This is a genomic window from Streptosporangium sp. CA-135522 (genome assembly GCF_050949235.1).
In the GTDB taxonomy this organism is placed as follows: Bacteria; Actinomycetota; Actinomycetes; order Streptosporangiales; family Streptosporangiaceae; genus Streptosporangium.
This window is the reverse complement of the sequence record NZ_CP192027.1, coordinates 112,626-133,290: the sequence shown is the minus strand read 5'-3', so window position 1 is coordinate 133,290 and position 20,665 is coordinate 112,626. Positions and strand designations below refer to the sequence as shown.

14 protein-coding genes and 1 pseudogene are annotated in these 20,665 nt (G+C 70.8%); 10 read left to right on the top strand and 5 right to left on the bottom strand.

Translation table 11 applies throughout. The features are described 5' to 3' along the window. Positions 1-222: 222 nt before the first annotated feature. The 3 genes and pseudogenes from ACQPYK_RS48890 to fxlM form a co-directional block, all read left to right on the top strand. On the top strand, positions 223-597 hold the full coding sequence (locus ACQPYK_RS48890) for a hypothetical protein (RefSeq protein WP_433259691.1): 375 nt from the start codon (positions 223-225) through the stop codon (positions 595-597). A gap of 726 nt (positions 598-1,323) precedes the next feature. Next, positions 1,324-1,599, top strand: a complete 276-nt coding sequence (locus tag ACQPYK_RS48885; RefSeq protein WP_433259689.1) for a hypothetical protein — start codon at positions 1,324-1,326, stop codon at positions 1,597-1,599. A 219-nt stretch (positions 1,600-1,818) separates the two neighbouring features. Further along, positions 1,819-2,484, top strand: a pseudogene (fxlM, locus tag ACQPYK_RS48880) (methyltransferase, FxLD system); the annotation flags it as partial. Positions 2,485-2,589: 105 nt separating this feature from the next. On the opposite strand, the gene ACQPYK_RS48875 reads toward fxlM, so the two are convergent. Genes ACQPYK_RS48875 through ACQPYK_RS48865 form a run of 3 tightly spaced genes read right to left on the bottom strand, consistent with a single transcriptional unit; the run spans position 2,590 to position 5,734 of the window. Continuing rightward, entirely contained in the window at positions 2,590-3,579 is a 990-nt protein-coding gene (locus ACQPYK_RS48875; protein WP_433258226.1) for a tyrosine-type recombinase/integrase, read from the bottom strand. Beyond that, a complete protein-coding gene (locus ACQPYK_RS48870; protein ID WP_433258225.1) occupies positions 3,576-4,508 on the bottom strand; it encodes a tyrosine-type recombinase/integrase in 933 nt (310 codons plus the stop codon). Before ACQPYK_RS48870 ends, ACQPYK_RS48875 begins: the two co-directional genes overlap by 4 nt. Then, a complete protein-coding gene (locus ACQPYK_RS48865; RefSeq protein WP_433258223.1) occupies positions 4,505-5,734 on the bottom strand; it encodes a tyrosine-type recombinase/integrase in 1,230 nt (409 codons plus the stop codon). The genes ACQPYK_RS48870 and ACQPYK_RS48865 overlap by 4 nt, the downstream gene beginning before the upstream one ends. A 121-nt stretch (positions 5,735-5,855) precedes the next feature. On the opposite strand from ACQPYK_RS48865, the gene ACQPYK_RS48860 reads away from it, so the two are divergent. From ACQPYK_RS48860 to ACQPYK_RS48835, 6 genes are all read left to right on the top strand, one after another. Continuing rightward, on the top strand, positions 5,856-6,419 hold the full coding sequence (locus ACQPYK_RS48860) for a hypothetical protein (RefSeq protein ID WP_433259687.1): 564 nt from the start codon (positions 5,856-5,858) through the stop codon (positions 6,417-6,419). A gap of 63 nt (positions 6,420-6,482) precedes the next feature. Further along, positions 6,483-6,668, top strand: coding sequence for an FxLD family lanthipeptide (locus ACQPYK_RS48855; RefSeq protein WP_433259685.1), 186 nt, complete (start codon positions 6,483-6,485; stop codon positions 6,666-6,668). An 81-nt stretch (positions 6,669-6,749) separates the two neighbouring features. Beyond that, the gene (locus tag ACQPYK_RS48850) at positions 6,750-9,842 is read left to right on the top strand and encodes a lantibiotic dehydratase (protein WP_433259683.1); all 3,093 of its coding nucleotides are present in this window, start codon (positions 6,750-6,752) and stop codon (positions 9,840-9,842) included. Continuing rightward, positions 9,839-11,020, top strand: a complete 1,182-nt coding sequence (locus tag ACQPYK_RS48845; protein WP_433259681.1) for a lanthionine synthetase C family protein — start codon at positions 9,839-9,841, stop codon at positions 11,018-11,020. The genes ACQPYK_RS48850 and ACQPYK_RS48845 overlap by 4 nt, the downstream gene beginning before the upstream one ends. Continuing rightward, the gene (locus ACQPYK_RS48840) at positions 11,002-11,964 is read left to right on the top strand and encodes a thiopeptide-type bacteriocin biosynthesis protein (protein WP_433259679.1); all 963 of its coding nucleotides are present in this window, start codon (positions 11,002-11,004) and stop codon (positions 11,962-11,964) included. The genes ACQPYK_RS48845 and ACQPYK_RS48840 overlap by 19 nt, the downstream gene beginning before the upstream one ends. A gap of 2 nt (positions 11,965-11,966) precedes the next feature. Beyond that, positions 11,967-13,091, top strand: coding sequence for a hypothetical protein (locus tag ACQPYK_RS48835; RefSeq protein ID WP_433259677.1), 1,125 nt, complete (start codon positions 11,967-11,969; stop codon positions 13,089-13,091). 120 nt (positions 13,092-13,211) lie between these two features. Here the strand turns inward: ACQPYK_RS48835 and ACQPYK_RS48830 are convergent, their stop codons facing one another. Together ACQPYK_RS48830 and ACQPYK_RS48825 are read right to left on the bottom strand one after the other, a co-directional pair. Further along, a complete protein-coding gene (locus tag ACQPYK_RS48830; protein WP_433259624.1) occupies positions 13,212-14,282 on the bottom strand; it encodes an IS630 family transposase in 1,071 nt (356 codons plus the stop codon). A gap of 151 nt (positions 14,283-14,433) precedes the next feature. Continuing rightward, on the bottom strand, positions 14,434-17,031 hold the full coding sequence (locus tag ACQPYK_RS48825; RefSeq protein ID WP_433259675.1) for a BTAD domain-containing putative transcriptional regulator: 2,598 nt from the start codon (positions 17,029-17,031) through the stop codon (positions 14,434-14,436). A gap of 57 nt (positions 17,032-17,088) precedes the next feature. Between ACQPYK_RS48825 and ACQPYK_RS48820 the strand changes: the two genes are divergently transcribed. Continuing rightward, the gene (locus ACQPYK_RS48820) at positions 17,089-20,562 is read left to right on the top strand and encodes a serine/threonine-protein kinase (RefSeq protein WP_433259674.1); all 3,474 of its coding nucleotides are present in this window, start codon (positions 17,089-17,091) and stop codon (positions 20,560-20,562) included. Positions 20,563-20,665: the final 103 nt, after the last annotated feature.

The following is a 20,665-nucleotide window of genomic DNA, read 5'->3' as shown; positions in this document are numbered from 1 at the left end:
ACTAACTTCAGCTCCACGGAAGCAACGCGCCTTCTGCCCTATGGGACCGATCAAGGCCAGCGCCTCGGGCTGTTCTCGCCCACTCCTGCCGGTCCGCACAACCGTCACGAGGAGACCACCGTCATGACCAGCGTTTCCGCGCCTCCCGCCACGGAGCACGGGCCGAAGGGGCAATCTACAGCGTCATCTCGGGGCTTCCCCGCAACATCGGGGGAAGTCCAGATGGACACCGTTGACCTGCCTCCCGCCTTACAGATGACTCTGCGCCTCACCGCGGTGCTGGCCCGCGAGCACGGCATCATCGCTGATGTGCAGCCCTTCCTCTTTCAGGAGGAGGCGCTGATTTCCATCTGGGCTGGGCTGGTCGTTCGCTGCGACGGGTACCGCTTCCGGTGGGTCGTCCCCGGCTCGGAAGCAGAACGCGGTAGGCCGTTGTGGACATACGCGAGACGGTCGGCGCGCGCCGCCGCACGGCTGGCCGGCCAGTACGCGCAGTTACGCGCCCAACCCGTGGTTACCACCATCCTCGGGGGCTCGCTGCTGACCGATGATCTACTCGCCGTAGCCATTCGGGGGCGTCATGCGACGCCCCAGTGACCTCATGGCCACCGTCACGGCCGAGCGAATCCAGCACCTCGCCGGGGACCACTGGGTAGTGATGTGGCGCCTGTACGGCCGGCAGTTTCTCGCTGGCCAGGCTGGTGCTGGACTTGTCGTCGAGACAGCCGCACCGGCCCGGCTGCTGGCTCTCATGCAGGCGGCCGACCCGGACCGGCAAGACCTTCGGCCAGCTCTCTTTCCGATGGTGACCTCGCGCCCCACCCCCGTATCCGCGAGGTCACCGGAGGGCTCGCCCTTCCCAATGGCCCCGGGCTCTGTCTCCGATGATCAGGACGGCCGTACCGGTCGTATCGGAGACGGCCCGGGGCCACATCCCCTCCTCGTGAAAGGACACTCCCGTGGCTGTGGACGCTGATCCCCTTCAAGCCGCCGCGCTGGTGCAGGCACTCGCGCCACCGTGGTGGATGATCAGGTGGAGCCCTGTCCGGTGTCGGCTGGAAGGGTGGGAGCTCAGCGACCCTACGCGCTGCCGCGTCGTGGAGGGCTGTAGCGCCGCTGAGCTGTGGGACAACATGACGCGCACGCAGCCTGACCTGTGGCAGCTCGTGCCGCACCACACCGCGACCAATCCGCTCACCTCCGGGCGAGGCGGTCCGCACCCTCTAATTGAAGCGCTTCCCAGGTGCTTGACCAGCCAGCCCCCGACGATTCAGCGGCGGCCGCCGGCAGCCGCCCCACGCGCGAAGTTTCCCCGGAGGATTCGTGAGCGACTCGCTGCGTGAGCCGCCCCGGGTGATCGACGCGGCAGCGCAGCTCGCTGCGCTGCAGCAGCTCTACCCGGGCTACCACATCGAGCACGACGCGACTCTCGGCCGCTGGACAGCCACCCGCAACACGGCCCTGTCTGATCGCGAGAGAGCAGCCAAAGTCAAGTACGTGATCATCCGGGCTGCTCCTGAGCGCCTTGCGGCTGTGCTCAGCGATCAGGTCGAGCTGGCTCACCGGCTCCGCGCCACCCACGCCTTCACCGGCCCATAAGCCGCGTGGTGGCGCAGAAGGGCCGCCCCTTCTGCCGCCGCCGCGCTCTACCTCCCTGCGAGCGGTGGTGCACGACCAGGGGCCGCTCGCGGGGGTACCTGGTCGTGGTCTGCGCGCCAATGGCGGGCAGATCGCGGTGAGCGTGGCAGGCTCAGCGCCGACCATCGCTCACCGAGCCTCTGGTGATCGAACTTGTCCACCTAGAAGGGACTCCTACCTGTGATAGAAGCGACCGCCGACCACGCCGCTGAGCTGCGTGGCAAGCTCGCCGACGAGCTCGTTGCCGCCGGGCACATCACCACGGCCGAAGTCGAGGCCGCGGTCCGCGCGGTGCCCCGGCACGAGTTCACCCCAGCCGGCACGCCGCTGGAGGTCGCCTACAACGCCAACGACTCCGTAGCGACCAAAACCAACGAGCACAAAGCGATCATCTCCTCGATCAGTGCGCCGTTCATCCAGGCGCTGATGATCGAACAGGCCGGGCTCGGGCCGGGCATGAGCGTGCTGGAAATCGGCTCGGGCGGCTACAACGCCGCGCTGCTGGCCGAGGTCGTCGGGCCGAAGGGCCGGGTGGTCAGCGTGGACATCGACCCGGAGGTGACCGACCGCGCCAGCGCTGCACTGGACGCCACCGGCTACGGCAGCCGGGTCACGGTCGTGCTGGCCGATGCCGAGCACGGCGTACCGGACGGCGGCCCGTTCGATGCGGTCATCGTGACGGTCGGCGCGTGGGACATCCCGCCGACGTGGCTGGAGCAACTCGCCCCGCAGGGTCGTCTGGTCGTGCCGCTGCGGATGAACGGCATCACCCGCTCGATCGCGTTCCGGCGCGAGGCCGACCACCTGGTGAGCACCTCCGCCCAGGTGTGTGGGTTCGTCCCCTTATGCCGACATCGGCATAACGCAACTTATGGGGACTTCGGCATTATGCCGATGTGGGCTTCCTGTGAATGGAGGGCATTGGAGGAGATGGCTCCTTGCTCGGCATAATCACAGGCTGTTGAGGAACGCGATGGTGGCGTCGGTGGGTTGGTAGCGGCCGGGTGCGGTGCCGGTGGGGGTGGTTCGGCCGAGGGCGCGTTCTTTGAGGGCGAGGTCGGCGTGGACGTAGATCTGTGTGGTGGCCACGCTTTCGTGGCCGAGCCAGAGGGCGATGACGGTGGTGTCGACTCCGGCGTGCAGAAGCCGCATGGCTGCGGTGTGGCGGAGGGTGTGGGGTGTGACCTTCTTTTCGGAGAGGGTGGGGCAGGAGAGCGCGGCGGTTTCGGCGTGTTTGGTTACTCGTCGTTCGATTGCGTCGCGGCTCATGGGGGTGCCGGTGCGGGTGGGGAACAGCGGGTCGGCTGGAAGCCCGCCGGTTTCTCGCATCCAGTTCTTCAGCACGGTGATGGTCGGTTGGGTCAGAGGGGTGACGCGCTGTTTGCGGCCTTTGCCCATGCAGCTGATGTGGGCTCCCGCGCCCAGGTGGACGTCCTTGTTGGTCAGAGTGGTGAGTTCGGTGGCGCGCAGGCCGGTCTGGATGGCGAGAGCGAGGAGCGCGTGATCGCGTCGTCCGGTCCGGGTGGTCTGGTCGGGGGCGGCGAGCAGGGCGTCGATCTCTGGGTCGGTGAGGTAGGTGACGATCGCGCGGTCGAAGCGCTTGGTCGGGATCGCCAGGACGCGCTGGATGACGGCGGAGTCTTCAGGGTGCCGGAGGGCGGCGTAGCGAAACAGCGAGTGGATCGCGGCGAGGCGGGCGTTGCGGGTGCGGGCGCTGTTGCCGCGTTCGGTTTCCAGGTGGTCGAGGAACGCCCCGATCACGGGGGCGTCCAGGTCGGTGATCCGCAGGTTGGAGGGTGCGCGGCCGGTTCTGGGTTCGGCGAAGGCGAGCAGGAGTTTGAAGGTGTCCCGGTATGAGGCGATCGTGTGGTCGCTGGCGTGTCGTTGCCGGATCAGCCGGTCGGTGAAGAACGCCTGCAGGGTCGGAGCAAGGCTGCTCATGCGGCGTCTCCGATCGTCAGGTGATGTTCCAGCCGGTCACCGGCCAGAGCGAGGAGCTCGGGGGCCGCCGACAGATACCAGTAGGTGTTCTTCGGGTTGGCGTGCCCCATGTAGGTGGAGAGGCGGGGCAGGAGCGCTTGAACGTCGTCACCGCGGCGGTAGGCGTCCAGGAGTGTGGAGACCGCGAAGCTGTGGCGCAGATCGTGGATCCTCGGCCGGCAGGACGCGGAGCGGGCGGTGATGCCGGCCTCGTCGGTGACTTTCCGGAAGACGCGGCGGACCCAGGAGTAGTCCAGCGATGCGCCGGTCGAGGTGGCGAACAGCGTCTTGTTGGTCTTGCGTGGCAGGAGCCGGCTTCGGGCCCGCTGGTAGTCCCGCAGTGCAGTGATGCTGGTCGGGTGCAGGGGCAGGAGCCGTGACTTGCCGAACTTGCCGTCTCGAACCTTGATGATCGCCTGTTCGGGGTCGATATCCCGGTCCTCCAACGCGAGTGCTTCTCCGATCCGCATTCCGGTGACGGAGAGCAGCCCGAACAAAGCGGGGTAGGTGGCCGCGCTGAGGGGGTGAGGGCGGCGGGCAGCTGCCTCCACCAAGGCGTCGATCTCTGCTGGCGAATACAAATACGGAGTCGCTCGGGGCTGCTGGTAGCCGATCAGGCCCTTGGGAAGGATCTCGTTCCGGGCGTCCCGCATGTGCAGGTAAGTGGCAAAGGGGCGCAGCGCGTTCAGCCTCAGCGCCCACCACCACGGGTCCGCGCCGGCGGGTTCGGTCGCCCAACCGAGGGCGTGTTCGGTGGTGATGGTGTTGGCGTCGCGTTCTTCGAGATAGTCGAGGAACTGTCCGATGAGCTTCTCCGCCCGTTCCAGCTTGAATCCCAGCGCCCGGCGAACGGCGAGATAGTCGGCGAGTGCTTGGTGCAGGGCGGTCACGCTGCGGCCTCCGCTCCGGGCCAATGCCGGGCGACGCTGCGCAGCCCGGCGATGTCGACCTTGGCGTAGATCGCGGTCGTGGCCGTGTGCTGGTGGCGCAGGACCTGGCCGATCTCGGGAAGAGACCCGCCCGCCTCGAGCATGGCGGTGGCGGCGGAATGCCGCAGCCGGTGCGCGCGTACGATCCCCAGCCCGGCCTTGCGGGCGGCCAGCGCCGCGACGTTGCTGACCGCATCCGGGCTCATCGGCCGGAACGGCCCCCTCGCGCAGAGGAACAACGCCCGTTGGCCCGTATCCGGCCGGGCATCTCGTAAGTACGCGACGATCGCGCTGCCGACGTCCTTCGGGAGCGGCAACCGCTCGTGCCGAGTGCCCTTGCCCACGATGCTGATCTCGCCGCGCCGCCAGTCGACGTCGTCCAGCAGGAGAGCGGCGACCTCGCCGGCTCGCATCCCCAGACGCGACAGCACCGTCAAAACCGCGATGTTGCGGAGGCCGACCGCCGTGGCCGGATCGCATGTCTCCAGCATCGCCACGACCTGGTCCTTGGTCAGCGTCTTGGGCAGCCCGGCGAGCCTGCGGGTGCTGGCCGTCGGCACTGCCGCGGCGAGCCCTGAGTCGATGGCGCCGTCAAGGTGCAGGAACCGCAGCAATGACCGCAGCGCCGTCACCGTCGGCGGCAAAGACGCAGGCCGCAGCCGCGCCTGGCCGACGACGAACTCGGTCACCTCCTCGGCGGTCACCGAGCGCAAGTCCAGATCATCGCCGTCAGTGAGTCCGTCCAGGAACGGGCGGGCCAACTTCACCCTGATCTCGACCGTCGACTCCGCCAACCCCCGCTCCTCGGCCAAGTACCCAGCGAAGCGTTCGAGCACGGCGTCGACCGCGCCCGCAGGCCGGACCGCAACCGGAGCCCCGACCACCCCCACGGAGCGAAGATGCGCGAGCAGCGGTTCCAACGAACCGACCCTCAAGGCCATCAGACGACCAGCCGCATGTTGTTCAGCGAGAAACTCCTGCGCCTTCTCCTCGTTCAACACGCCGACTTCGGCCTTCCGGACCCCCAGCCAACGGCTCACATGACCCATCAGCCGGCAGTGATGCAACACCGAGCTGGCCGCGTACCCCTGACCCGCCAACTCGGCCGCATAGCCCTCGACAAACGGAGCCAGCGGCCCCGAAGCCACTACACGAGAAAGATCAACCATGGCCATCCCTTCGGTCACAAACCAAAGAGACAACAGGCCAAGGTCCTGCGATTATGCCGATATGTGACCGATACGACACCTACCGCAACCAGCATGTGCAGGCTGAGTCCGCATAACTCCGAGGTCCCCATAAGTTGCGATGCGGGGCGCCGGAGAGCACGCCGATCGAATCTTTCAGCTGCCCGATGCCCGCGGCCGCCACGTCGGCCTCCGTTTCGATTCCGGGGCGCCGGAGAATCCGGGCCTGCTCGATGGGGTGCTCGCGACCCGGCGCGCCGCGGTGTGGTCCGGCGTCACGATCGAGAACGGGGTCTCGTTCGCCGACCTGCATCTGTGGTTCGCCTGCTTTTTGCCCGGATTCTGCAAGGTCGCCGCCGACGAGGACACCGAGTTGGCCAGCGAGCGCGGCACCTGGTTCCCCTTCGCCGTGGTGCGCGGCGACAGCTTCGCCTACCTGGCGGTGCGCCCGGCCTTGGAGGGTGCCGGGGTGGAGTTCGGGGCACGCGCCTATGGGCTGCACGGCAAGCAGGCCGCGACCGCGATGGTCGAGCAGATCCAGGCGTGGGACCGCCAGGCTCGAAGCGGTCCGGCGCCCACGATCGCCTTCTGGCCGACCGGCATTCGCCCCGAGCTGTCCGAGGGCACCGCGGTCCTGGAGAAGACCCACGGCCAGGTCACGATCTCCTGGCCTACACCGAGCTGAACCATCCGCTCGGTGTAGGCCAGGTGCACCACACCCAACCCCCACATGTGAGGAGTGTGAGTCATGGCACCAACGATGACCTTCGACACCGCCGCGGTAGGCGTCGTCGACGATGAGGAGTTCGTGCTGGACATGTGCGTGGTGGAGGCCACCACGCCGCTCGTGACCATGATGTGCGACACCGGCGACGGGTGCGGCAGCACGTGCAACGGCTCCGCGTGCAGCACCGGCTCCAACGACCCGTCCTGACCCTGCCCCCTTCTGCCGCCGGCGCCCACCCTTTGGGCGCCGGCGGTGCGGTTCCCCCCAGCCGAACAGGAGGCGAATCACGTGAGCACACCTACGCGCTATCAGCCCACCGGCCTGGTGCTGGTACGCGCTACGACCGACCCCGGCAACCTGGACCCGCCGACGCATCTGAAGATTTCCGACACGGCCACGGCTCAGGTCGAGCAGGAAGGCCGGGCGTGGCTGACGCGGGTGTGGTCGCGCGGTGAGGTGCGTGAAGCCCTGCAGATGGCCAGCCCCGTCCTGGCCGCACGTATCGACCAGCTCCTCACCACCGACCCGGCCGCCGCCCGAGACCTGCGCCGCGCCATCGTGTCCGCAGCCACTTACCTGCTGCGCTGGCAGCGACGCGCGACCCCGTTCGGGCTGTTCGCCGGGGTGACCACCGCCCTCATCGGCCCGGCATCGGCGACGATCGGCACCAGGCACCGGGCGATGGTGCGCGCGGACGCCGAGTGGATCACGATGCTGATCGACCAGATCGAGCGGCACCCGAAGCTACGCCCGCACCTGATGGTGGTGGCCGACAACACCGGCGTCGTCCGCGACGGCCGCTTCATCGTGGCCAGGCAGGCAGACCTCGGCGCCCACACTCCCGGGTCGCCGCGAGAACTCTCCGTGGGCCACACCCGGCCCCTGCAGGCCGTGCTCGCCCTGGCGGCCTCGCCGATCCGCTTCGACGCGCTGGCCGAGAAGCTGGCTGGTCATTTCCCGGCCACCGCGCCCGGCACGATCCACACCCTGCTGCACAGCCTGGTCGACCAGCGCGTCCTGATCACCAGCCTGCGTCCGCCGATGACGGCCGCTGACCCCGTGACCCACCTGATCGGCGCACTGCGCGCCGCCGGCGGACACCACCTGCCCGACATCGCGGCGGTGTTGGAGCGGCTTGAGAAGATCAGCGAGCAACTGACCCGCCACAATGCCGGCGCCGACCCGCAGCAGGCCGCGGCACTCCGGGCGTCGGCCGCCGCGCAGATGAGCGCGCTCACCCCCGGCGCCGGGCCCGTGCTGGCCACCGATGTACGGCTGGACGCCCACATCGTCGTCCCCGAGCGAGTGCTGGCCGAGGCCGCGCACGCCGCCGACGTCCTGCTGCGCCTTTCCACCCAGCCGTTCGGTTCGGCGGCCTGGCTCGACTACCACGCTCGGTTCCGCACCCGCTACGGCCCCGGCACGCTGGTGCCGGTGCGGGAGCTGGTGGCCGACTCCGGGCTCGGCTACCCCGGCGGCTATCTGGGTGCGCCGCGCGCCCGGCCCGCCTGGCGGATGCTGACCCAGCGCGACGCCGCCCTGCTGGCGCTGATCCAAAAGGCTACCCTGGACGGGGCCGAGGAGATCACTCTGACCGAGGCGGATGTCGAGGCGTTGACCGTGGGCGAGCACACCGACCTCGTGCCGCCGCAGCGCATCGAGCTCGGCGTCGCGCTGCACGCCACTAACGTCGCAGCGATCGACCGCGGCGCGTTCGAGCTGTGGGTCACCGCCGCGCCCCGCGCGCACACGAGCATGGCCGGCCGGTTCGCCCCCCTGCTGGAGGCCGACGACCGCGCACGGCTCGCCGCCTCCTACCGCGTGAACGGTGCCCACGCAGGGCGGGACGCCGTGGTGGCGGTCCAGTTAGCATTTCCGCCCCGGCGTCCGCACAACGCCAACGTGGTCCGCGTGCCGCGGTTCCTGCCCGACGTGGTGGCCTTGGGCGAGCACCCCGATGGCGACGTGATCGGTGTGGATGATCTGGCGGTCACCGCCGACGCCGAGCAGATGTATCTGGTGCAGCGCTCCACCGGTCGGCGCGTGCTCCCCCGGATCCCGCATGCGCTGGAGACGAGCGTGCACAGTCCGCCGCTGGCGCGGTTCCTGGCCGAGGTCGCCGACGCGCGCAGCGCGGTATTCGGACCCTTCAACCTGGGGGCCGCCCGCACCCTGCCGTACGTGCCGCGTATCCGCTACCGGCGCACCGTGCTGGCCGCCGCCCGGTGGATCCTCGCTCCCGCCGACCTATCAGACGCCCCGCCCGGCGAGTCGTGGGATGCGGCGTTGTGCTCCTGGTGGCAGCGGTGGCGGGTACCGGCGCGGATCGTGCTGTGCGGCGGGGAGTTGCGCCTGCCGCTCGATTTGGACCAGGCCATGGACCGTGCCCTGTTGCGGACGCGGCTGGAGCGCGCCGAGCGGATCGAGGTCGCCGAGGACGGCGCGCCGGGCGGTCAGGGGTGGGTCGGCCGGCCGGCGGAGCTGCTGATCCCGATGACCGCGATCGCCCCACCGCCGCGCCGGCTCCCGACGATGGCGGCGCCGGGAGCCGTCCTTCGGCCGGGCGACTGCGCGCTGGTGCACGCCCACCTGGTGGGCAACCCCGCCCGGTTCGACGAGCTCCTGGCCGCTCACCTGCCCGCCTTCGTCGGCGAACTGGGCGGCCTGACCGAGCGCTGGTGGGTGCGCCGGCACCGCGACATGATCCGGCTCGATGCTGATCAGTACCTCGCCGTGACCCTGCGGCTTGCCTGCCCTGAGCAGTACGGGCCGGTCGCCGCGCGGCTGGCCGCTTTCGCCGCCGCCCTGGAAAGGCGCGGCCTGCCCGCGCAGCTCACCCTGGCCTCCTACCCGCAGCATCCCGCCCGCTACGGCCACGGTCCGGCGCTGTCGGCGGCCGAGCAGGTGTTCGCCGCCGACACCACGGCCGCCATCGCGCAGATCACGATGGCCGCCGCCGCCGGGCTGCCCGCTCAAGCGCTGGCCGCCGCCTCGATGACGCAGCTGGCCGCGGCGTTCGCGGCCGACAGCGCCTCCGGATACCGGGCGCTGGTCGGCTGCTTGAAACAGCAGACTGGGCCACTGGAGCAGACGCTTCGCGATCACGCGCTCCGCCTGGCCGACCCCGCCGACGATTTCCACGCTGTACGGGCGCTGCCGGGCGGCCAGGCGGTGGCCACCGCGTGGCGGGCCCGGGATGCGGCGCTGGCCGCCTACCACCACATCCTCACCTCCCAGCGCGATCCGGCCACTGTGCTGCGGACCCTGCTGCATGAGCATCACGTGCGCGCCGTTGGCGTCGATCCGGAGTTTGAGAAGGTGACCGGCCGTCTTGCCCGTGCCGCCGCGCTGCGCCGCCTGGCCCTGGCCGGTGCCCTGTGAGGCCCGGCACAGGCACCGGCCCGGTGGAGCTCACCGCCGCCGAGGTGACCAGCCAATCCCTGGCCGCCGGCGCGATCGGGACCGCGCTCCTTCATATCGAGCGAGCCCTGAGCGGCTCCGGAGACTGGGGGAGCGCGCACACCCTCCTGCGGCAGGCCACGGCCGGACCGGTCGACGCCGCTCCGCACGCCGGGCTGTACTACGGGGCGCCGGCCGTCGCCTTCGCGCTGCACGCCGCCAGCTCCGGCGGGCACCCCGGCTACCGGTCAGCGGCCGAAGCCCTGGATGAGCATGTGCGGAGCGTGGCCCACCGGCGCCTGGCGGCCGCCGCGGAGCGGATGCAGCGCGGCCAGAGCGCGACCTTCCGCGAATACGACCTCTTCTACGGGCTGGCCGGGATCGGCGTGCTACTGCTGCGCCGGGCGCCCGGCAGCGACACCTTCGCCGAGGTCTTGCGCTACGTCATCCGGCTGACCTCACCGCGGCGTGAGGACGGGTGCGAGGTGCCGGGCTGGTGGGTGGCCCACGACCCGGACCCGCTCCTGCCGACTCCCGGCGGGCACGCGAACCTGGGGATGGCGCACGGCGCGGCCGGGCTACTCGCCCTGCTCGCCCTGGCCACCCTTCACGACTGCGTGGTCGATGGCCAAGACCAGGCGCTGCGGTGCTTGAGCGCCTGGTTCGACCGATGGCGCCAAGACTCAGCGGACGGCCCATGGTGGCCGCAGTGGCTCACCCGCGAGAACCTGCGCACCGGCCGCCCCACCCAACACGATCCTGGCCGACCGTCGTGGTGCTACGGCGCGGCCGGGATCGCTCGCGCCCAGCAGCTCGCCGCCATCGCCACCCACGATGCGGTCCGGCGCACGGCCGCCGAAGACGCTCTGGCCGCGTGCCTGGGCGAGCGGCAGCTTCACCGCATCACCGAGGCGGGACTGTGCCACGGCATGGCCGGGGTCTACCAGAGCGCCTACCGAGCCGCCCGCGACGCCCACAACCCCGCGATCGGCCACCGCCTTCCCTCGGTGGCCGCCGCGCTGGCCCGGCACGCCGCAGCCACCCGGACCAACGAGACCGGGCTGCTAACCGGAGGCGCCGGCGTGGACCTGGCGCTGGAAACCGTGCGGCACACCACACCACCACGCTCGGAATGGGACGCATGTCTACTGATCACCTGACCACCACCTCACACCATGAGCTCGCGGCCGGCGTCCTGTCGATCCTCGCGGGCGCAGGCATTGAAGCCACCGCGGCCAGCACCGGCGTTAACCCCGCCGACCTGCTCCAAGCCTTGCAGGTGTATCAGGCCGCCGGGCTCGCCGCGCTGGAGCGGCGCGCGGACACGCAATGGCGCCAGCTACGCATCGAATTCACCGACTGGAGCGCCGCCGAGACGATCGGCGCGACGCAGCTCGGGCCGCACCTGGACCAGCTTCAAAGCAGCGGCGCCGTGACCGCATGGTGGTTCCTACGTAAATACCCCTGCTGGCGGCTACGGCTGCGCGGCACCGACACCGCGGCCGTAGAGGGCCTGCTCGACGAGTTGACCGCCGCCGGTCTGATCACCCGCTGGTGGCCGACCCTCTACGAGCCGGAGACCACCGCCTTCGGCGGACCGATCGGAATGCACGCCGCCCACAGCCTGTTTTGCGCCGACAGCCGCGGCGTGCTGGACTACCTGCGCCGCAGCGCGCCCGGCCTGGGCCGCCGGGAGCTGTCGCTCCTGCTGATCAGCGCGCTGCTGGGCGCGGCCGGACTGGACTGGTTCGAACGCGGCGACGTCTTTGCCCGGGTGGCCCGACTACGCCCCACCCCCGCTGACGACACCCGCCTCGCCAACCTCGCCGACTCCGTGCGCGCCCTGCTGGCCATACCCGTTCAGGCCGACAGTGCCCTGTTCGCGCCCGGCGGGCCGACCGCGTTCGCCGCGCCCTGGCTCGCCGCGCATCAGACGGTCGGCCGCCAGCTCGGCCACGCAGCCACCCAGGGGCGCCTCGACCGCGGCCTGCGGGCCCTCCTCACCCACATAGTGATCTTCCACTGGAACCGGTTCGGCCTGTCGGCCACTACTCAAGGCATCCTCGCCCGCGCCGCGAGCACCGCTACCCTCCCGAGGAGCTGACCATGAACACCACGGTGCTGACCGCCATACGCCGCTTCCCGCTCGTGGGTTGGCCCCGGCCCGTCTGCCCATCGCTTCCCGCCCGGGTCACCGAGGTCACCGAGATCGCCGACGCCACCGGGCGGCCGGGCGCAGACGTTATCGCCGAGGCCGCGCACGCCCTGAACAAGGCCGCGCTGCTGGCCAGCGACTGCGGCCTGGCCAATCTCGCCCGTGACCTGTGCTGGCAGCACATCAACCTCTACCGCGAGGCCGGTTCCCGGCTCACCGTGCGCGAAGCCAGATACATGCTCGAACCCGTTCTTAACCTCGCCCGGCTCCAGATCCGTGCCGACAACGGCCGGCAGGCTCTGCACCTGCTGGGAGCGGTTCATCGAGCTGTTACGGCGAACACTGACCTGGTCGTCGAGGGGCGCACGCTGCCGCTGGCCAACCTCACCGGCACCCAGCATGAGCATCGCAAGCTACGCGAGTGGGTGTGGCTGCAATACCTAGCCGACGGGATCCGCGCCCTGGCTCTCGCCGGCCGCTGGGACGAGGCGGTCACGCACGCCGAGGCGGACGGGGGGATCGGGCTGCACCTCATGGAAGGGCGGCAAGCCGCGATCATCGCTCACTGCCTGCGCGGTGCACTGCCGCAAGCGCGCACGGTGTTGGAGGAGAGCACGCTGACGGAGCCGTGGGAGCAGCAGGTCGCCGCCTGCCTGACCGTGATGTGCGCGGAGCCTGACGGGGCATCGGCCGACCGGGACATCGCCGCGATGGTCGGGCACTTCCTCGGACGGGAGCCGGTGCGGGGGTATGCGTTCTTCCGGGCCCGGCTCGGGCTGACCGTGGTCACCTTCGTCAGTGGCGCTGATCCGGATGCGGCCGGCCGCCTGCTCGCCCGGGTGGCCTCGGAGGCGATCGAGGCCGGCGACGGATACGCCGCACGCGACGTGCTCGGGTACCGGAGCCCTCTGACGGGGTTGACCGATGCGCCGCGCGAGGCGCTGGCCAAGGTGGTGGCCGCCTCCGGGCTCGGGATGGGCACGATGCCGCAGGAGCTGCTGGCCGACCTCCTGGCCGCGGCGAAGGTGAGCACGGAGGCCGCTGCGCGAAGCTTGGCCGCGATGCAGACATGCTGAGCAGGACTTCGGGCTGTGTGCTGAGTTTCGACCTGTGCAAAACTCGCGCCGAAACTTCGTCCCGGGCAGAGCGGTATTTGATCACGTGGATCGGGTGCTTCTGAGGTTGAAGGGCTGGAGTTACAGCGGTTTGAGGATGAAGCCGGTCTGAGCAATGAATCCGTCCAACAGGCCGGATCGGTACTGCATTCGTTTGAGCTTGGTGGCGACGACTTCGGCGAGTTCGTCGATGTCGCGAGGCGCGAGGTTGGCCAAAGCGCGCTTGAGCGCCGACCACACGCCCTCGGCCGGGTTCAGCTCCGGCGCATAAGCGGGCAACTGGAAGACCGTCAGCCACGGGCGGGCATCGATCAACGCGCGCATCGCGGCCGACAAGTGGCGGCGGTCGTTGTCCCACACCAGCACGATCGCCCCGCCGAGCTGGGCGTGCGCGGCATCCAGCAGAGCTGCGAACCGCCGGGGATCAAAACCCTTGACCTCCCCGGGGCGCCCGCGCCGGATCAGCATCCGATACATCAGCCGGGTGCGCTGCCCGGGCTTGGCGCACACCAGCCCAGCCAGTGCCACCCGGCCGTAGCCCTTGCCGGTCACGCGCATCACCGGGGTCCTGCCCCGCGGCGCCCAGGTGGTGGCCTTGGGCGGTCTCAGGTTCTGTCCGGCCTCATCTTCCCAGCACAGCCAGGCGCCCAGGTCGAGCGTCGTCCTTTTATCGCCGGCCACTGCTCGATGGTCCACTGCTCGCTTCCCCTCCTCGTCGCGCTCAGCGGCGCGATGGACGGGCATCTGTGGAGTCCAGCCGAGGCGATGCAGCAGATAGGAAACCCCGCGAGGGGTGTAGCGGATGTGAAACAGCGTGGCGGTCAGGTCCGCCACCCGGGCCAGGGTCCAGCGCTGGTCCTCGGTGTAGCCATGCGCGGCCGGGCCGCGCTCCAGCTCGGCTTCCAACCGCTTCAGCCGGGCCTCGTCCAGGCGGCACTTCTCCCCGCCGGGGCCCTTGGAGGCCAGCGCCGTGGTGCCGCCGGCCTGCCAGGCCCGGTACCAGCGGTTGGCCGACATCCGGCTCACCCTGAACCGGCGGGCCACCTCCGGTGCCGCAACTCCCTGGGCGAACAGGCCAGCGGCCTCGAAACGCAGCTGTTCTCGTCTGGCGCGTGCGGCGGCGGTCAGCCCGCCGCCTTCGGGGTACCTCATGCCTCCGGTATGACCGCTATGGAGCGATCATCACGCTCTCAGCGAGGTAACTTCAGCCCTTCAACCTCAGCGGTTCACGCCGTCTTCCTCTCGTGTCGTGCGGTGTGAGAGGAAGGCGGGCCGTGCGTGTCGAGAAAACGTCGAGGATCCGTCAGGCCCGGTGAAGCACGTCGAGCGCCTCCCCCCTGCCCCGATCGTCACCGACTCCGTCGAAGATCTTCAGTGCTTCCTCGGCCAGGTCGCGCGCTCGGCTCGCAACGCCTTCCGCGAGGTTGACGCGCGCCAACATCACCAGCCCATCGGCGTCGAGCAGCCGATCGCCGAGGCGTACGGCGATGCCCCTCGCCTGCTGCGCCGCCTGCCTGGCGTCGGGAACCAGGCCCTGCGCCAGCCGTACCGCGGTCAGCTCCAGCAGCGCGTCCGCGTGCTGGTGGCGGTCGCCCAGACCGGCCAGGCGCGAGGCCGCATCCGCAAGCCGCTCGGCCGCCTCCGCGAGGCGGCCCGCCCGGTGCGCCACCGAGCCCAGGGCGCAGATCGTCTCCGCCGTGTCCTTCGCGTTCTCGGCCACGGCCAGGCACTTGACGAGGCTACGCTCCGCCTCGTCAAGTCGCCCCTGCTCCAGGTAGACCAGGCCTAGTCTGTGCCGGGTGCGAGCCACATCCCGCACGGCGCCCTCGCGCAGGAAGGCGCTCAGCGCAAGCCTGAGCCGGTCGTGCGCCAGGTCCCACCGCTGTTCGGCGCGGTGCAGGTCGCCCTGGTCGCGCAGGCTCAGGGCGACGCCGCGGGCGCTGCCCGCGCGGCGGGCGGCTTCGAGGCCGGTTTCGCAGATCCGCCGCCAGTCGTACAGGAACCGCTGTCGTTCGAGGAAGGGGGTGAGCAGGTGCGCCAGCCGCCAGCTCTCCTCCCATAGTCCGGCCTCGTGCAGGTCGTCGACGAGGTTCACCAGGAACACCCGCTCGGCGTGGAGCCACTCCATCGAGTGTCTGATGTCCGTCGTCGCGGCGGGCGAGGAGACCGGCTCGCCGGAGACGAGGGTGAATCGTGAGGCCCTGCCCCTTGCCATCGCGACCGCCGCGAGATCCGACAGCGCCTCCTGGGCGGTGCCGGCGTCTAGCTGTTCTCGCGCGAAGAGCCGGGTGAGGTCGTGCAGCCGGTAACGGACCTGGCCGGCGACATCGATCACGTGCGTCTCCAGCAGTCCCGCCTCCACCAGCGCCTCCGCGTGGTCGCCGAAGACCGTAGCCACCCAGTCGGCGAAGTCGGGCGCCGACAGCGCGCCGAGCCGGCGCAGCGCGCGCCTGGCCGGTTCGGGAAGGCCGTCGTAGCCGAGGCGGAACACCCCGCGGACGGCCTGGTCACCCACACGCAATCGATCGAGCCGCCCATGCTCGTCCTCCAGCAGGCCCACCAGGTGATCGACCGTCCAGGCGGGGCGGGTGGCGAGCTGGGCCCCGGCGACGCGCAGCGCGATCGGCAGGCCGCCGCACAGGCGCACGAGCTGTGCCGTCGCGTCCGGAGCCGCCCGCCGCGGCCCGACGAGCCGGGTGATGAGGGCGCAGGCGTCGTCATCACCGAGGACGCCGACGGGCACGTGGGTCGCGCCGGTGAGTCCGCCGAGCGTGGACCGGCTGGTGACGACCGTCGGGCACGAGGTCAGCAGTGGCCGGACCTGGCCCTCGTCGGTGGCGTTGTCCAGCAGCACGAGCAGCCGCCGGTTGGCCGCGTATGTACGCAGCAGCCGCTCACGCCGTTCGAGGGTGGTGGGGACGGCTTGGGCGGGACAGCCCAGCCAGCGCAGGAAGTCCTCGAGCACCGCGGCGGGAGTGGTCGTCTCACGCAGGTCGGCGTAGAGGATTCCCCCGGGGAAACGTTCCCTGTGCCGCCAGGCGGCGTGCACGGCCAGCGCCGACTTACCCACGCCCGCCGGGCCGTGGACGACGACCAGGTCGCCGATCACCCGGTCGACCAGGTCCCGTCGGTCGGTGAAGTCGGCCACGTCACGAGGCAGGAGCACGGGCGGGCCGGCGGAGACGTGCAGCGAGACGTCGTCGTGGAGTATCCGGTGGTAGAGCAGCTGAAGGTCCGCGTCGGGCTCGATGGCGTGTCCGTCGTCGAGCTCGTCGCGCAGCGTGGAGTAGGCGTTCAGCGCGTCCACCCGGCGGCCGCTGCGATAGAGCGCGAGCATGTACTGGCCGCGGAAACCCTGCCAGAGCGGGTGCTGGGTGACTAGCCGCCGTAGCTCCGCCAGGACCTCACGATGAAGACCCGCGTCGAGCTCGTAGCCGATCCGGCGTTCGAGCGCCAGCAGGCGAAGCTCCTGCAGCTCCTCACGCAGCAGCCCGGTCTCCGCCCAGCGACCGGCGTCGGAGTCGACGTCCTCCAGCACCGGCCCTCGCCACAGGGCGAGCGCCTCCCGGAGGTCCTCCCGCGATCCCCGCGCCACAAGCCGCCGGAAACGCTCGACGTCGAGTTGGTCCTCCTCGATGGCGAGCGTGTAGGTCCCCGACACAGTGGTGATCACATCTTTGCCGATCAGCCGCCGGAGCTGGCCGACGTATCCCCGCACGAGCGAGTCGGAGCGTTCCCCGTCCTCGTGGGGCCACAGCAGCGCGCGCAGCCGCCCGACCGTCAGTGGCCGCCGTGCGTTCAGCACGAACAGCGCCAGCAGATCCCGGTGCTTGGGCGCGGTCGGGGTGCGGTCCTCCGCACCGTCGCGCACCTCAAGCGCGCCCATGATGCGAAATTCCATGTGAATTTCCTCAATGCGACGGACAGATGATCATTTGGTCCTCAGAATTCCATATTGATGACTCCTCTGACTCCTTCTGATCCGCAGCGGTTGGGCCGCTACCGGCTGGCGGGGCGGCTGGGCGCCGGCGGTCAGGGAGTGGTCTATGAGGCCTACGGCGAGGCCGGCGAGCGGGTCGCGGTCAAGGTGCCCAGGGTCGACGACCCGGCCTCCCGAAGTCGGCTGGCCGCCGAAGCCGCGGCCGCGCAGCGGGTGGCATCGTTTTGCACCGCCAAGGTCATCGAGGCCCGTCTCGATGCGGCCCAGCCCTACATCGTCAGCGAGTTCGTCCCCGGGCCCAACCTGCGCCAGGTGGTCAACGAGACGGGCCCGTACGAAGGGGACGCGCTGCGGCGCCTGGCCGTCGGGGTCGCCACCGCGCTGGCCGCCATCCACCAGGTCGAGGTGGTCCACCGCGACCTTAAGCCCGACAACATCATCATGGGCCCCGACGGGCCGCGAGTGATCGACTTCGGTGTGGCCCGGCAGGTGGGGCCGACCACGACAGGTCCGATCATGGGCACGCCCACCTACATGGCGCCGGAGGTTCTGACGGGGCGCGGCGCCACGGCCGCCGCCGACATCTGGGCCTGGGCGTTGGTGGTGCTGTTCTCCGCGTCGGGGCGCGACGCCGTACAGGATCAGGACCCCGTGACGGTCATCGGGAGCGTGCTCGGCTTCCGGCCCGATCTGAACGGCCTGGCGGAGCCTCTCGGCGGGCTGGTGGCCGCGGCGCTCTCACGGGATCCCGCCCGGCGGCCCTCGGCCAGGGGCGTCCTGCTCGGCCTGCTCGGCCTGCCCGACGACCTGGACGGCGACGAACTGCTGACCGAGGGCGGCGCCACGGCCGCCGCGCTGAAGGGACCGGCGGATCCGGATCTGGGCACGATCGCCGAGGAGCTCTTCGAGGAACTCTCCGAACGCGAAAGGGCCGTCGCGCCCGAGATCTTCCTGCGGATGATCGACGCCGACGAGACGATCAGGAAGGTCGCCCGCTCGGAGTTCCCGGACTCCGAGGCCGTCGATGCGCTGCTGTCCCTCTACGCCACCGCCGGGCTGATCGCCCAGGTGGACGCCACGGTGGACTCCGCCGTGGACCGCGGCTACACGCTGGCCAGGCCCGCCCTGGTCCAGGCGTGGCCGCGGCTGCGGCAGTGGGTGGACGACAACCGTGAGGGTCTGCCCATCCACCGGCGGCTGACCGAAGCCGCCCGGTTCTGGGACGGCCACGGCCGCAAGCCCGGTGACCTGCTGCACGGCTCCAACCTCGACAGGACCCTGCGGTGGGCCGCCACCGAACGCAGGGACATCACGCTGCTGGAGCTGGAACGCGAGTTCCTCGACGCCGCGGCGGGACGGACCAGACGGCAGTCCAGGCGCCGCGGCCTGCTCGCTGCCACGCTCGCCGTCCTGTTGGTGGCCGCGCTTGGCGGGCTCGGCCTGGCGGAGTACCGCCGGGGGGTCTCCGACCGGCAACGGGACGCGGCCACGGCCCGATCGCTCGCACTGCGCGCGGCCGGCCTGCGGCAGAGCGATCCCAGGCTCGCGATGCTGTTGAGCGTGGCGGCGTGGCGGCTGACCCCCTCACTGCCCGAGTCACGCGGAGCGCTCTACGAGGCGCTGTCCCAGCCCATGACCGACTCCTTCACCGATCCGCACGCGAGCCCCGGCACCGTCTACGCCCTCAGCCACGACGGTCGCGCGCTCGCGGCCGTCCTCGGCGGCCAGGTGCGGGTCTGGGACGTGCGGGCACACCGTCAGACCCGCGCATTCTCCGGCGTGGGCAAGACGGTCAGGAAGGCCGCGCTCAGCCCCGACGCCAGGACGCTCGCCCTCCAGGACGATCGGAACGTGCGGCTGTGGGACGTCACCACGGGCAGGCCCGTCGGCGGCGGATTCGCGGCCGGGGTCGAGGAGTTCCAGCCGGGTGAGATGACCTTCGACCGAACCGGGCGGTTGCTGGCCGTACCCGAAGGCGCTTACGCGGCCCGTTGGTGGGACATGGCCGGCCGCACACCGCTCCGGGCGGGATCGGGGGCGGGTCTGGACGCCGTGAACGCCGACCGGAGCCTCGGCGTGGTCGCCTCCACGGGGCAGGGCCGCGCCGAGTTGTGGGATCTGCGCAGGGGCAGGCGCATTCCTGCGCCCTGGCTGCCTCTGAAGCATCGTTTCAGCGAGGTCCAGTTCAGCGAGGACGGCCGCACCCTCGCGTTCGTCGTGAACGGGTCGCAACAGAGACGGGTGCTGATAAGACGCGTGCCCTCGGGGGGCCTCGTGACGGACTACCTCGGTGGCGCCGCCGGAATGCGGATCGTCTTCAGCGCCCGGTTCGTGGCGCACTGGAGTCTGCTCGGAGAGCTGATCGTGCGCCGGAGCGTCGACGAGCACATCGTCATGGAGCGACAGCTGCCCGAGCAGTCGGCCACCCTCCGCATCGACGAAGCCGACCGGGCGCTGCGCGTGGCGACGGACGGGGGGAGGGTCCACACGCTCGACATCTCACCGTTGTTCGACAGCCCCGTGGCCAGGGGCACCCTTTACGGCGGCGCGCTCGTGGGACCGGGCGGGCGGACCCTCGCGATCGGCGTGGGCGACGAGACGCGGCTCTGGGACATTCGCGAGGGTCGGCAGGCCGGAACGCCCGTCCCGGGGCGGGCCAACGTGTTCGCCTTCAGCGCCGACGGCAGACGCGTGGCCACCGGAGACAGGGCCGGCAGGCGGGTGCGGGTCGCCGACGCAGGCTCGGGCAGGCTGCTCACCTCCTTCGAGGTCTCGAACAGGCAGGCCACGGGGGTCGACGGCCTGGCGTTCAGCCCGGACGGCGGCACGCTGGCGGTCGCGGTCACCGGGGTGGAGGGCATCCTGCCCATGGAGCTGCGGAACCTGAGGACCGGCTCGGTCACCGTCACCGACGTGGCCGCCGGCGGTTCCACGGCCTTCCGCCCCGGCGGGGGGCTTCTCGTGGCCGGCGTGGTTCCCGAACCCCTGGACCCGGTCAGCGGCTCCCGCCGCCCACGTCCCGAAGGGCTCGGCAGCCTCTCCGCCCCTTACGCCTTCCGTCCCGACGGTGGACTCATCGCCTTCAGCGGACCCGGCCGGATCTCCCTGTGGAATTCCACCCTGACCTCCGCCGTCGGCGACCTGCCCGCCGCGGGCGAAAGCGCCTCCCTCGCCTGGTCGCCCGACGGGCGCACGCTCGCCTCCTACGAGTCCGGCGACCGGATCCGGCTGTGGGACGTGCCGAGCAGGCAATTGCTCGGTGTCGTGTTCGACGGCCTGACAGGCCTCGGCTTCGGAGCGAGCGCCTCGATGGCGTTCGGCGCGGACGGCGAGACGCTCTACAGCACGACATCGGAGGGCGTCGTGCGACGGCACCCTCTTGATGAGGCGCGGGTCACGGCGGCCGTCTGCGCCAGAGCCGGCCGGACCATGACCCCACAGGAATGGCAGCGACACCTCCCCGGGATCCAGCGCTTCACGGTGTGCGGATGACGCGCCGAGACGACCACCCGGGCTCACCGCCGTACCAGCCCGAGCCAGGCGGTCACTGCGGCAGGGTGTTTCAGGAACATCGGGCCTCGACGGACGGGACGCC

What these genes read in the sequence shown, in the direction of transcription:
- ACQPYK_RS48890 (WP_433259691.1), top strand. Translation starts at nt 223, where the DNA reads ATGGACACCGTTGACCTGCCTCCCGCCTTACAGATGACTCTGCGCCTC.
- ACQPYK_RS48875 (WP_433258226.1), bottom strand. Translation starts at nt 3,579, where the DNA reads ATGAGCAGCCTTGCTCCGACCCTGCAGGCGTTCTTCACCGACCGGCTG.
- ACQPYK_RS48860 (WP_433259687.1), top strand. Translation starts at nt 5,856, where the DNA reads ATGCGGGGCGCCGGAGAGCACGCCGATCGAATCTTTCAGCTGCCCGAT.
- ACQPYK_RS48855 (WP_433259685.1), top strand. Translation starts at nt 6,483, where the DNA reads ATGGCACCAACGATGACCTTCGACACCGCCGCGGTAGGCGTCGTCGAC.
- ACQPYK_RS48840 (WP_433259679.1), top strand. Translation starts at nt 11,002, where the DNA reads ATGTCTACTGATCACCTGACCACCACCTCACACCATGAGCTCGCGGCC.
- ACQPYK_RS48835 (WP_433259677.1), top strand. Translation starts at nt 11,967, where the DNA reads ATGAACACCACGGTGCTGACCGCCATACGCCGCTTCCCGCTCGTGGGT.
- ACQPYK_RS48830 (WP_433259624.1), bottom strand. Translation starts at nt 14,282, where the DNA reads ATGAGGTACCCCGAAGGCGGCGGGCTGACCGCCGCCGCACGCGCCAGA.
- ACQPYK_RS48825 (WP_433259675.1), bottom strand. Translation starts at nt 17,031, where the DNA reads ATGGAATTTCGCATCATGGGCGCGCTTGAGGTGCGCGACGGTGCGGAG.
- ACQPYK_RS48820 (WP_433259674.1), top strand. Translation starts at nt 17,089, where the DNA reads ATGACTCCTCTGACTCCTTCTGATCCGCAGCGGTTGGGCCGCTACCGG.